Source organism: Nonomuraea sp. NPDC049758, assembly GCF_040674635.1.
Taxonomy (GTDB): Bacteria; Actinomycetota; Actinomycetes; order Streptosporangiales; family Streptosporangiaceae; genus Nonomuraea.
The window spans coordinates 131,534-144,023 of record NZ_JBFAMZ010000022.1; the positions used below are offsets into that span (position 1 = coordinate 131,534).

Annotated in this window: 11 protein-coding genes; 7 read left to right on the forward strand and 4 right to left on the reverse strand. The window is 73.3% G+C overall.

Annotated elements, in window-relative coordinates:
* The first annotated feature begins 108 nt into the window (after positions 1 to 108).
* Genes AB0J46_RS41690 through AB0J46_RS41705 form a run of 4 tightly spaced genes read left to right on the forward strand, consistent with a single transcriptional unit; the run spans position 109 to position 2,731 of the window.
* The gene (locus AB0J46_RS41690; RefSeq protein WP_364340432.1) at positions 109 to 1,197 is read left to right on the forward strand and encodes an alcohol dehydrogenase catalytic domain-containing protein; all 1,089 of its coding nucleotides are present in this window, start codon (positions 109 to 111) and stop codon (positions 1,195 to 1,197) included.
* A gap of 41 nt (positions 1,198 to 1,238) precedes the next feature.
* A complete protein-coding gene (locus tag AB0J46_RS41695; RefSeq protein ID WP_364340435.1) occupies positions 1,239 to 1,730 on the forward strand; it encodes a cupin domain-containing protein in 492 nt (163 codons plus the stop codon).
* Positions 1,730 to 2,395, forward strand: a complete 666-nt coding sequence (locus tag AB0J46_RS41700) for a metalloregulator ArsR/SmtB family transcription factor (RefSeq protein WP_364340437.1) — start codon at positions 1,730 to 1,732, stop codon at positions 2,393 to 2,395. The genes AB0J46_RS41695 and AB0J46_RS41700 overlap by 1 nt, the downstream gene beginning before the upstream one ends.
* 24 nt (positions 2,396 to 2,419) lie before the next feature.
* Positions 2,420 to 2,731, forward strand: a complete 312-nt coding sequence (locus AB0J46_RS41705; protein ID WP_364340438.1) for a hypothetical protein — start codon at positions 2,420 to 2,422, stop codon at positions 2,729 to 2,731.
* Positions 2,732 to 2,747: 16 nt separating this feature from the next.
* Here AB0J46_RS41705 and AB0J46_RS41710 read toward each other — a convergent pair whose 3' ends face one another.
* A complete protein-coding gene (locus AB0J46_RS41710; RefSeq protein WP_364340440.1) occupies positions 2,748 to 4,979 on the reverse strand; it encodes an MMPL family transporter in 2,232 nt (743 codons plus the stop codon).
* Between the two features lie 97 nt (positions 4,980 to 5,076).
* On the opposite strand from AB0J46_RS41710, the gene AB0J46_RS41715 reads away from it, so the two are divergent.
* A complete protein-coding gene (locus AB0J46_RS41715; RefSeq protein ID WP_352362996.1) occupies positions 5,077 to 5,598 on the forward strand; it encodes a TetR family transcriptional regulator in 522 nt (173 codons plus the stop codon).
* 78 nt (positions 5,599 to 5,676) lie between these two features.
* On the opposite strand, the gene AB0J46_RS41720 is transcribed toward AB0J46_RS41715, so the two are convergent.
* From AB0J46_RS41720 to AB0J46_RS41730, 3 genes are all read right to left on the reverse strand, one after another.
* Positions 5,677 to 7,656: a PASTA domain-containing protein gene (locus AB0J46_RS41720; protein WP_364340442.1), complete on the reverse strand. Its 1,980-nt coding sequence runs from the start codon at positions 7,654 to 7,656 to the stop codon at positions 5,677 to 5,679.
* Between the two features lie 121 nt (positions 7,657 to 7,777).
* Positions 7,778 to 9,439 (reverse strand): protein kinase, encoded by a 1,662-nt coding sequence (locus AB0J46_RS41725; RefSeq protein WP_364340444.1) that lies wholly within the window; start codon positions 9,437 to 9,439, stop codon positions 7,778 to 7,780.
* 9 nt (positions 9,440 to 9,448) lie between these two features.
* Positions 9,449 to 10,270 (reverse strand): TIGR03619 family F420-dependent LLM class oxidoreductase, encoded by an 822-nt coding sequence (locus AB0J46_RS41730; RefSeq protein WP_364340446.1) that lies wholly within the window; start codon positions 10,268 to 10,270, stop codon positions 9,449 to 9,451.
* A gap of 86 nt (positions 10,271 to 10,356) precedes the next feature.
* On the opposite strand from AB0J46_RS41730, the gene AB0J46_RS41735 reads away from it, so the two are divergent.
* Entirely contained in the window at positions 10,357 to 11,604 is a 1,248-nt protein-coding gene (locus AB0J46_RS41735; RefSeq protein ID WP_352362988.1) for an LLM class flavin-dependent oxidoreductase, read from the forward strand.
* Positions 11,601 to 12,470, forward strand: a complete 870-nt coding sequence (locus AB0J46_RS41740) for a TIGR03619 family F420-dependent LLM class oxidoreductase (protein ID WP_364340448.1) — start codon at positions 11,601 to 11,603, stop codon at positions 12,468 to 12,470. The genes AB0J46_RS41735 and AB0J46_RS41740 overlap by 4 nt, the downstream gene beginning before the upstream one ends.
* Positions 12,471 to 12,490 lie beyond the last annotated feature (20 nt).

The following is a 12,490-nucleotide window of genomic DNA, read 5'->3' on the forward strand; positions in this document are numbered from 1 at the left end:
CCTAGCGCTCGCTTGGTTTCGCTGAGCGTAGATTTGCCGGGAAGGGGTGTCAACGGCCTACCGAGCAACCGCTTGCTCGCAGGAGGCGCGCCGGGCTAGCGTGGGCGCATGCTGATGCGCGCGGCCGTGCTGACCGGGTTCCACGCCCCGATGGAGATCCGCGACGTCGAGATCGACGACCCCGGCCCCGGCGAGGTGCGCGTCCGGATCCGGGCCTCCGGCGTGTGCGGCTCCGACCTCAAGGCCATCGACGGCAAGAGCCCGGTGGTGAGCGCGCCGCCGTTCATCCTGGGACACGAGAGCGCGGGCGTGGTGGAGAGCGTCGGCGCGGGCGTCACCTCCGTCAGGCCGGACGACCACGTCATCATCGCCATGAGCGGCCCCTGCGGTCGCTGCCGCCACTGCGGCTCCGGCCGCTTCCACCTGTGCTCGGGCCCGCAGCGGCTGCCGACCATCATGGGCGGCCCGCCCAGGGTCACCCTCGACGGCCGGGAGACCCGCCGCTTCATCGGCATCGGCTCGTTCGCCGAGTACGCGGTGGTCGCCGAGGCCATGTGCGTCAAGATCGCCAAGGACGCGCCCTTCGCCGCCATGTGCCTGCTGGCCTGCGGCGTGGTCACCGGCGTGGGCGCCGTCCTGAACGTGGCCGAGGTGCCGCCGGGCGCCTCGGTCCTGGTGGTGGGCTGCGGTGGCGTGGGGCTCAACGTCATCCAGGGCGCGGTGCTCGCCGGCGCCACCACGATCATCGCCGCGGACGTGGCCGAGGGGAAGCTCAAGCTGGCCGAGCGCTTCGGGGCCACCCACCTGCTCACCGCCGGCGACCTGCCCCGCCAGGTGAGCGCGCTGGTCCGCGGCGGCGTCGACTACGCCTTCGACGCGACCGGCGTCCCCGGCGTGCTGGCGGACGCCTTCGCCGCCACCCAGCCGGGCGGGACCACGGTCATGGTCGGCAGCCCGCCCCAGGGCCACCCCATGGCACTGGACACCGGCCTGCTGTTCTCCTCCCGCCGCCTCATGGGCACCCAGGGCGGCGACGCCGCGCCGCACCGCGACCTGCCCATGCTGGCCGCCCAGTACCTCCGCGGCCGCCTCGACCTCGACGGCCTGATCACCGAACGCCTCCCCCTCGACCGGATCAACGAGGCCGTCGCCCACGTCCGCCAGGGGACGGTCGCCCGCACGGTCATCACGTTCTGAGGCGCTATTCTAATTTCCCTTGGAATAGTGGAGGTTGTCCCATGTCGTACCCCCAGCAGCGCTACCTCGGCGAGACCGGCGAGATCAGCGCCACCCTGCGCCCGGCGGAGAACGGCCCCGACCTGTCGATGGCGACCGGCACCCGCGTCCACTACCTGGGCACGGGCGGCTCGACGAACGGCGCCTACGGCCTGTACCGCTGGGAGATGGGCCCGCGTCCCGGCGGCGCGTCCCCGCACTTCCACCGCACCATCACCGAGTCGTTCTACGTGCTGACCGGCACCGTCCAGCTCTACAACGGTGACAAGTGGGCCGACGGCCGCCCCGGCGACTTCCTGCACGTGCCCGAGGGCGGCGTGCACGCCTTCCGCAACGCCTCGGGCGAGCCGGCCTCGATGCTGGTGCTCTTCACGCCGGGCGCGCCGCGCGAGGCGTACTTCGAGGAGCTGGCCGAGATCACCCACAGCGGCCGCGAGCTCACCTCCGAGGAGTGGACCGAACTCTGGCTCCGCCACGACCAGTACGCGGTCTGATGGCGGATTTCCCCGAAGAGCCCGTCTACCGGCAGCTGGCCCGCGTCGGCAAGGCGCTGGCCAGCCCGGTGCGGCTGCGCCTGCTCGACGTGCTGGACCAGGGCGAGCGCACGGTCGAGGAGCTGGCGCGGGCGGCGGGCGTGCCGCTCAAGAACACCTCGGCCCAGCTCCAGCACCTGCACGCGGCCCACCTGGTGACCAGCCGCCGGGACGGCACGCGGATCCGCTACCGGCTGGCCGACGAGCAGGTCTCGCGCTTCCTGGGCGACCTCCAGCGTTTCGCCCACGACCGGCTGTCCGGCCTGCGCGAGGCGGTGCGGGAGCACCTGGGCGACCTGTCCGGCGTCACGGCCGACGAGCTGGCCGCCAGGCTGGCCGACCCCGGCACGGTGGTCGTCGACGTCCGGCCGGCCGCCGCCTATGCCAAGGGGCACGTGCCGGGCGCGATCTCGGTGCCCCTGGACGACCTGGCCGGCCGCCTGGCGGAGCTGCCGCCGGACGCCCGGGTCGTGGCCTACTGCGGCGGACCGTACTGCGTGCTCTCCCCGCAGGCCGCACGCCTGCTGCGCGAGCGCGGTCTCGACGCCCGCCCGCTGGACGGCGGCCTGATCGGCTGGCGGCGTGCCGGGCACGAGGTCGTGCGGGAGCGTACTGTGAGCGGGTAATCGCCCACAGCGAGGGAGGTCCGCATGCTCGCCAGAGGAGCCGTCGCGGCCGGCCTGCTCGCGGTCGTGACCGTGGGCGGCGCCGGCCCCGCGCAGGCCCGCTACCGCTACGACTTCCGTAGCCGCGAGGTGGTCGTCTGGAGCGAGCCGAAGGGCGGCGCGGCCCAGCTCGGCGTGGGCCGTCCCGGCGACGGCTTCGACTCCGACCGGTCTGAGGAGCACGAGCTGTTCCGCTGCGACGACGCCTTCGACAGCACCCTGTGGCACCACGGCACCGACGCGACCACCGGCGTCGTCGGGTGGGTGCCGGCCTGCCACCTCGACGACCCCGACTGACCGGTCACCGGCGGAGTCAACGCCCGGCGCCCACCGGCTCCTGCGCGCGCTCGCGGCGCGGCTCCGGCTCGTCCTCCTCGTGCCCCTCGACCGACAGGTTCGGCAGCAGCCGGTCCAGCCAGCGCGGGCACCACCAGTTCGCCCGGCCAAGCAGCACCATCGTGGCCGGCACGAGGAAGCCGCGGATGACGGTCGCGTCCACCGCGATGGCCACGGCCAGCCCGACGCCGAACGTCTTGACCATCGCGTCCGGGTAGGCGATGAACGCCACGAACACTGCCACCATGATCAGGGCCGCCGAGGTGATGACCCGGCCGGTCGAGCCGAGGCCCTCGGCCACCGCCCGGCTGTTGTCGCCGTGCCGGGCGTGGGCCTGGCGCACCGCCGTCAGCAGGAACACCTCGTAGTCCATCGACAGGCCGAACAGCACCGCGAACAGCATCAGCGGCACGTAGCTCTCGATCGGCACGGAGAAGAACAGCGTCTGGAGGTAGGAGGAGTCCATCGGGGCGTCCATGCCGACCAGGCCGCTGCCGAGGCCGATCGAGAACACCAGCGCGAGCGCGCCGAACGCGGCGCCCAGCGACACCAGGTTCATCACGGCGGCCTTGACCGCGACGACGGGCGCGCGGAAGGCGAGCAGCAGGAGCAGCGCGCTGAGCAGCACGACCACGCCGATGACCAGCGGGGTGCGCTCGTTCATGCGGTCCCCGGCGTCGGTCAGCCCGGCCACCTTGCCGCCGACGTGCACCTGGACGCCCGGGATCGAGATGGCCCTGACCTCCCTGACCACCTCGGCGGCCTTCGGGTCGCTCGGCGCGTAGTCGCTGATCGTCTGGAGCAGGACCGAGCGGCCGGAGTCGTTCACCTTCGGGTCCGACACGTGGGCGACCCCGTCGACGCGGGCGACCTCGTCGGCCAGCCGCTGCACGGTGGCGTCCCCGGCGCCGGAGACCTTCTCCGGCAGCTCGGCGACCACGATCAGCGGGCCGTTGCTGCCGGGCCCGAAGGCCGTGGCCATCAGCTCGTACGCGCGCCGCCCGGCCGAGTCCTTGGCCGCGTACCCCTCGTCCAGGGGCCCCAGCTGCAGCGCGAGCGCGGGCGCGGCCAGCGCGCCGAGCACGAGGACGCTGCCGATCAGCACCCGCCACGGCCGGCGCGCCACCCACGCGCCGAGCCCGGCCCAGCCCGTCCCCCCGCCGCGGGTGGACGACCGCCCGCGCACCAGCGGCACCTTGAGCGCGTTGACGCGGTGGCCGAGCAGCCCGAGCAGGGCGGGCACGAGGGTGACCGAGGTCAGCACGGCGAAGACGACGGAGATGCCGGTCACCCAGCCGAGCGTGCTCAGCAGCGGGAACCCGGCCAGCATCAGCGCGCTCAACGCGATGATCACCGTGCCGCCGGCGAACACGACGGCCCCGCCCGAGCTGGAAACCGTCCGGCGTACGGACTCCACGACCGGCACGCCGTCGGCCAGCAGCTTGCGGTGGCGCGACAGCAGGAACAGCGCGTAGTCGATGCCGACGCCGAGCCCGATCATCGTGGACATGATCCCGGCCTGCTTGGGCATGTCCACGACATAGCCGAGCAGGCCGATCACGCCGAGCCCGGTCGCGACGCTGACCAGCGCGGCGAAGATCGGCACCATCGCGGCGACCAGCGTCCCGAACGCGAAGACCAGCACGAGCAGCGCGCAGACCACGCCGATGATCTCGCTCGGCCCGGTCTTGATCTCCTTGCTCGCCGGGTTGGAGTCGGCGGCGGGCACCACTTCCAGCCCGGCGTCCCTGGCCGGGGCCGCGGCGTCGGACAGGGCCTGGGTGTCCTCGCCCACCTTGTCGGGGTCGTTGCCCCGCATCTTGACGGTGATCACGCCGATCTGCAGGTTCGAGGCGATGCCGCCCATCCGGTAGGGCGTGTCCACCTGGACGACGTGCGGCATCGTGCGCATCGCGGCCACCGAGCGCTCGACGGCCTGCTTGTGCGGTTCGTCGGTGAGCTTCCCGTCCGCGGAGTAGAGGAGGAGTTGCACGGTTCCGCCGGTGGCGTAGCCGGGGCCGAAGCCCTCCTTCATCAGGTCGTGCGCGCGCTGCGCGTCGGTGCCCGGAATGGAGGCGTCGTTGCTGACCGGGCTGCCGAGCGCGAGGCTCGCGCCCATCAGGCCCGCGGCCAGGGCCACCCATAAAGCCAGCACGATCCGCCCGTGCCGCGCGCACCAGCCACCCAGCCGACCAAGAAACCGCGTCATCGTCTCGCCCCTGCCCGACGGCCGTCCTGTACGGTCGTACAGGACTACGATAAAACGGAGGACATCGGAAATTCCGGATCCCGTGGGAAATGAGACGATGACCACACCCGACGACACCCGCTCCCGGATCCTGGCGGCCGCGCGCGAGCTGTTCGCCGAGCGCGGCTACGCGGGCACCTCGCTGGCCGACATCGCCGCCGCGGTCGGTCTGACCAAGACCGCCGTCGCCTACCACTTCCACCCCAAGGACCGGCTGGCCTCCGAACTCCTCTCCCCCGCCGCGGCCGAGATGATCACGCTGCTCGACACCGAGCACCCCGACCGCAAGGCGTTCGTCGAGGCCCTGGCCGTCTTCGCGGTGCGGCACCGCGCGGTGATCCGCCTGTTCATGGAGGACCTGGCGGCCGACGACAGCCAGCCGCCCGGCTCAGAGCGCGCGGTCGTCGGCACGTTCAGGGACGAGATCTTCGCCAAGCTCGCCGGCGAGAACCCGGGCCCCGAGGCCAGGGTCCGGTGCTGGGCGCTGCTCGGGGCCCTGCAGTGGGGCGTGGTCAAGACCATGGACCTGCCCGAGGACCAGGTCACGGCGGTCATGCTGGAGTCCGCACTGGCCTTCTGACGGCATCCCCGCCGCTTCCATGCCCCTTCCCACCGCTTTCGGGCCGCTTCCCGCCGCTTGCGGGCGCGCCGTCGGCGGCTACAGGCCGGTCGAGGGGTCGGTGGCGGGGCCGGTCGGGGTCTGCGTGGGCTCCTCGGGGCCGGGGCCGCCGGACTGGCCGACGACGCCGACCGTGATCACCACCACGTCGCCGGGCGCGGCACAGCTGCCCGGGGTCAGGCTCTGGCTCAGGACGGTGCCCGCCTTGGCGTCGTCGTCCACGACCTGGGCGCGGGACCGTACCGTGAAGCCGGCCGCGACCAGGTCGGCCCGGCCGTCGGCGCGGGGCCGCCCCACCACGGACGGCACCTCCACGCCCTGGCGGGCCACCGTGAGCGCCACCGCCGCGCCGCCCGGCAGGCGCGCGCCGGCCTCCGGCCGCGTCGCGAGGACCTGGCCGTCCGGCTGGTCGGAGCAGGCCCGGGTGACCGTCCCCGCCGCGAGCCCGGCGGCGGTGAGCGCCGCCTCGGCCGCCTTGCGCTGCCGCCCGATCACGGACGGCACCGGCACCCCCGCCGACACCTCCAGCGCGACCGCGCCGCCCCGGCCCACCACCGTGCCGGCCGCCGGACGGCTGCCCAGCACCCGGCCGATCTCCCGCGGCGAGTCGGTTCTGGTGACCGCGCCGACGGTCAGCCCGGCCTGCTTGAGCGCCTTGACCGCGTCGGCCCGGTCCAGGCCGGTCAGCGGCGGGACCACGACCGTCACCGGCCGCCCGGCTGTCGGCTCACCGGTCGGTTCGCCGGTGGGCTCGACGGCGGGCGCGACGGTAGGCAGGCGCTGGCGCTCCGCCGGCTTCCCGCCCGGCCGCGAGGAGGCGTGCGCCGAACCCGCCGGGCTGGGCGGGTTCGGCGGCAGCACGGACGCCTGGCCGGAGCGGTGGCCGTTGAGCGCGGGCACGATCACGGTGAGGACGATTGCGGTCACCAGCAGCGCCGCGCACACCGCCACGACCGCCTGCACCCACCCGGCCCCGCGTCCCCGGCCCCGCCGGTCCGGCCCGCCCGTCCCGGCCCGCGTCCGCAGGCCGTCCGGCGGGCCGGCCTCGACCGGCGTCGTCGGGCCCGGCGGGGTCGTCGGGCCGGTGGACGTGGGAGGTTCCGGGCCGGCGCCTGTCCGCGAGCGCAGGTGGTAGGCGCCGGCCACGCCGGTGACCTCGGGCTCGGCCAGCGGCACGGGCGGACGTTGCCCGGGGACCAGCGGCACGTCGCCGTGCCCCCGATCCGGCTCGCCGAGCAGCGCGAGCAGCAGTTCCCTGCTGGACGGCCGGTTCCTGACGTCCTTGTCCAGGCAGGCGGCGACCAGCAGCCGCAGCCGCCCGTCCAGCCGGCCCAGCTCGGGCGGCGCGGTCAGGATGCGGTGCAGCACCGGCGCCACCGAGTCCTGCCCGAACGGCGCGCTCGCGTTGGCCGCGAAGCACATCGTCGCGCCCCAGGAGAAGACGTCGGCCGCCCCGGTCACGGCCGAGGCGGTGATCTGCTCGGGAGCCATGTACGCCGGCGTGCCCACGCCCCTGTTCGTCACCGTGGCCGCCGCGTCCAGCGCCCTGGCCAGGCCGAAGTCGATCACCCGCGGCCCGTCGGGCCCGAGCAGCACGTTCTGCGGCTTGAAGTCCCGGTGCACGATGCCCGCCCGGTGGATCGCGGCCAGCGCGGTCGCGGTGCCGACCGCCAGCCGCTCCAGCGCGCCGCCGTGCCGCGGCCCGGTCAGCGAGACCTCCCGGTGCAGCGAGGGCCCGTCGACGTACTCGCTCACGATGTAGGGCCGGCCCTCGTCGAACCCGGCGTCGATCACCTGGGCCGTGCAGAACCTCGCCACATGCTTGGCCAGCTCCACCTCCCGCAGGAACGCCCCTTGCTCGTCCCCCACGGGCCCGTGCAACAGCTTGACCGCGTACCTCTCGCCGCTTCGCGAACCGAGGAACACCGCGCCCTGTCCGCCTTCACCCAGCCGCCCGGCGAGCTCGTACTCGCCGAGTCTGTGCGGGTCCCCCGTTCTCAGCGGCTGCGCCGTCGGCACGGGGCGCCTCCCCTCGCCGCCACCCCTTCTTGCTCTCCACTGAAGGCAACGGGCGGCGTTCAGTCAACAGTGTGCACGGCAATCGCCGCCTGACCGTGACACAGCACCGTGACACAGCCGGTCAGGAGGCGCGGGAGAGCCGGCCCGAGTACATGACGGCGCCGGTGTCGGACCGGGTCACCTTGACCTGGAACCGGTTGGGGTCGTCCGAGGGGACGATGCGGACCGTCCCGGCGTGGCACGCCTGGCCCTTGACCTGGCCGAGGGCGAACACGACGGCGCTCCTGGTGGGGGTGAGCCGGCCGGAACAGTGCAGGTCGGCGCCCCAGCGCATGGTGGATGCGCCGTCGGCGCGCAGGCGCAGCTCGACCGGGAAGACCCGGCCGGCCGTGGGGTGCTCGGCCGATCCCGTCCAGGTGCCGTCCAGGGGGGCGCGCGTCGCGTCCGGCTTCCCGGTGGTGGGGGTGTGCTCAGCCGTCCCCTTCACGGTGCCGTCCAGGCCGGGTCCTTGGGACGCGCGCAACCAGAACACGAAACCGGCGACCCCCACCGCGACCCCGGCCACCGCCACGACCACCTGCCACCTCCGCCACGCCCTCCGCCCCGCGACGGCGGGCGTCCCTCCGGGGGAAGTGAAGGAGGGTCCCCCGGCCGCGACGGCGGGCGTCCCTCCGGGGGGTGAGGCCGCGGCGGCGGGCGTCCCTTCGAGAGATGCGGTGGACGCTCCCCCGGGCGCGGAGGCGTAGGGCCTTTCGAGGGAGGGCCAGGGGGTTGTGGGGGGCGTCGGTTCCAGGGAGGGGCGGGGCGCGGGGGTGCGGGGTCCCTCGGTGGGGGGCCAGGGGACTGTGGCGGGCGCGTCTTCCGGAGAGGGGCGGGGCGCTGTGGTGGGGGTTCTGTCGGGGGTTGAGGTGGTAAGCGGGAAGGGGGGCGGCGGGGCCGGGGCGGCGGCTTGGGCGCCGGAGGGGAGGACGTCGCCCGTTCCGCCGTCCTGGCCGAGCAGCGCGCGCAACGTCTCCTCGGCGTCCGGACGGTCGCGCGGGTCGTGGGCCAGGCACGCCTCCACGATCTCCCGCAGCCGCCCCGACAACCCGCGCAGATCCGGCTTGCCGTACAGGATCCGGGCCAGGACCTCCTGGTAGGTGTCCGCCATGTACGCGTGCCGCCCCCCGGCCGTGTACGCCACGGTCAGCCCCCACGCCCACATGTCCGCGGGCGGCCCCGCAGCCTCCCCGCTGATGCGCTCGGGCGACAGATAGGCCGGCGTGCCGATGGGCGACCTGGTCGTGGTGGCGGCGGCGTCCATCAGCCGGGACACCCCGAAGTCGATCACCCGCGGCCCGTCGAGGCTGAGCAGCACGTTGCCCGGCTTCAGGTCCCGATGGACGACCCCCGCCCGGTGGATCGCCCCCAGTGCGGTGGCGGTGCCGATGGCCAGCCGGTCGAGCGAGCCGCCGCGCCGCGGCCCACCGGCCATCACGTGCTCGCCCAGCGAGGGCCCTTCGACGTACTCGCTGACCAGGTAGGGCCGGTCGCCGTCCAGGTCGGCGTCGAGGAGCTGGGCGGTGCAGAAGGCCGCGACCCGGCGCACCGCCTCCACCTCGCCGAGGAACCTGCGCCGCACGTCGGCGTCCTTGGACACGCTCGCGTGCAGCAGTTTGATCGCGACCTGCCCCCCGGCCGCCGAGTGACCGAGAAAGACGACGCCCTGGCCGCCCTGCCCGAGCCTGCGCGAAATCCGGTACTCCCCCAGCTGTCGGGGATCATCAGCATGGAGCTCGGACATAGGGCGTCATTATGACACCGCCTGCAGCAGCGCGGCGTAGCCGTCGAGGGCGCGCAGCACGACGTCCGCCGGGCCGCTCGGCAGGGTGGCCACGGCCTCCTCGATGCCGAGCCCGGCGAGGTAGTCCAGCTTCTCCCTGGTGGGCAGCGTCCCGAACGGGATCACCCTGGCCATCGGCCGCCCGGCCTTCTCGCACGCCTCGCGCAGCGCGGGCAGCGCGTCCTTGACGCCCTTGCCGCCGATGGGCATCCAGCCGTCGCCGTACTCGGCGACGTGCGCGAACAGCTTCGGCCCGGCGGCCCCGCCGAGGTAGACGGGCAGGTCGTGCGCGGGCTTGGGCCACGACCAGGACGGTTCGAGCCCTTCGACGGCGGCCACCTCGTCCCGCCAGAAGGCCCGCATGGCCAGCACGTTGCGCCGGGCGACCTCGCGCCGCCGCCCGTACGGCACGCCGTGGTTCTCGATCTCCTCGACGTTCCAGCCGAACCCGACGCCGACCACCACGCGCCCGCCCGACAGGTGGTCGAGCGTGGCCAGGGCCTTGGCGGTCACGATCGGGTCGCGCTGGGCGGCGAGCAGGATGCCGGTGCCGACGCGCAGCCGCCGGGTCGCGGCGGCGGCGAAGGAGAGCGCGACCAGCGGGTCCAGGGTGCGCTTGTACTCCTCGGGCAGCTCGGCCTGGCCGCCGGCGGGCGGCGTGCGGCGGCTGACCGGGATGTGGGTGTGCTCGGGCAGGTAGAGCGAGTCGAACCCGCGCTCCTCGGCCGCGGCCGCGAGGTCCTGGACCGGCATGGCCAGATCCGTGGCGAACATCGTGACACCCAGCCTCATACGGCCTCCTCATGTCAACCAAGCGATTGCTCGGCTAAGATTTCCAGGGTAGCTTGCAAGGCGACGTCCGCGGAAAGAGGTTCCCGGTGAAGTTCTCTATCTTCCTGAATCCGCAGATTCCAGGCTCTGGATACGCGGCCGAGGAGAACGCCAAGGCACGGCGTCCCATCGGACGCGACACAGAGTCGTATCAGCGGCTGCTGCACGAGGTGCGGGAGATAGCCGTCCACGCCGACCAGATCGGGTTCGACGCGCTGATGATGACCGAGCACCACTTCCACTCCGAGGGGATGGAGTTCTCGGTCAATCCGCTGATGTTCCTCACCGACCTCGCCGCGCGGACCGAGCGCATCCTGCTCGCCCCGCTCGGCATGGTGCTGCCCGCCTGGGACCCGATCAGGGCCGCCGAGGACGTGGCGCTGCTCGACCAGTTCAGCAAGGGCCGCCTGCGGCTCGGCGTGGCCCGCGGTTACCAGAACCGCTGGATGAACGTCCTCGGCCAGCGCTGGCAGGCCGCCGCCGCCCGCTCCGACGGCTCGGCCTCGGACACGCGGAACTTCGACGTCTTCGGCGAGGTGCTGAAGATCATGAAGATGGCCTGGACGCAGGAGACCCTCCGCTACAAGTCCGACGTGCTGGACTACGAGGTGCCATACCCCTTCGACGGTATCGAGGGCTGGCCCGCGATGGAATGGACCAAGACGTTCGGGGCGCCCGGCGAGGTCTCCGACGACGGGAAGATCCAGGCCATCTCGGTCTGCCCCCGGCCGTACCAGAACCCGCATCCGGAGTTGTGGCAGCCGTTCACGATCTCCGACCGGTCGGTGATCAGGGCCGCGCAGGAGGACATCCTGCCGTGGATGTTCACCCCCAACCCCGACGACCACGCCGCCAAGGCCAAGCTCTACCAGGAGGAGTCGGCCCGGCAGGGCCGCCACTACAAGCTGGGCGAGCACACCGGCATCCTGAAGATCGTCGGCATCGCGGACACCACCGAGGAGGCGATCAACACCTTCGGCCGCAGCATCCCCAAGGACTTCGCCGCCTTCTTCGGCCCCTTCGGCTACCTGGAGGTGCTGCGCAAGAAGGAGGACGAGAAGCACAAGCCGATCTCCCCCGAGAAGGGCGACGCCAAGCGCATGAACGACGTGGAGATGGCCCTGTTCGGCACGCCGGACGACGTCAAGCGCGGCATCCAGCGCATGCTCGACCGCATGCCGGACCTGGAGTGGTTCGGCCTGTACATGCAGGGGCAGCAGGGCGTGCTCCCGCTGGACACGGTCAAGCGGAACCTGGAGATGTTCGCCACCAAGGTCGCGCCGGAGTTCCGATGAAGATGTGGCTGGGGGCCTCGTTCGTCCCGACCGACCAGTTCGTGGAGCTGGCGCGGGCGGCCGAGCGCTGCGGCTTCGACACCTTCACGCTGTCGGACCACCTGTTCTACGCCGACTTCGCCTCGCGGTACCCGTACTCGCGGTCGGGCGCGCCCCGGTGGGACGCCGAGACGCACTGGCCCGACGTGTGGGTGACGATCGGCGCGATGGCCACGGCGACCACGACGCTGCGCTTCTCGCCGAACGTCTACATCGCGCCGGCCCGCGACCTGTTCACCGTGGCCAAGCTGGTCTCCACGGCGGCGGTGCTGTCGCGGGAACGGGTGACGTTCGGGGTCGGGGTGGGGTGGTGCGAGGAGGAGTTCGCCGGCACCGGCCAGGACTTCCACACCCGGGGCCGTCGCCTCGACCGGATGCTGCCCACGCTGCGCGCCCTGTGGTCCGGCGAGACCGTCGAGCTGGACGGCCTGCCGCCGCTGTCGATCTCCCCCACGCCGGCCGGGCCCGTGCCCGTCTACGTGGGCGGCGACAGCGAGGCGGCGCTGCGCCGGGCCGCCCGCTTCGGCGACGGCTGGCTGGGCAACCGCATCTACACCGAGGAGCAGCTCGACCCGGTGCTCGACACCCTCCGCCGGCACCTCGACGAGAACGGCAGGACGGGCCCGTTCGACATCGTCGCCCCGCTGGCCGTGCTGCCGGACGCCGAGACCTACCGCCGCTTCGCCGCCAAGGGCGTGACCGCCACCATGGCCGCCCCCTGGTGGCTGGCCACCCCCGAGGAGAAGGCCCGGTACGGCGAGGACAGCCTCGACCTCAAGATCGCCACGATGGAGCGCTTCGCCGAGGAGGTCATCGCCAAACTCTGACCCCGAAGGCCCGGCCCTCC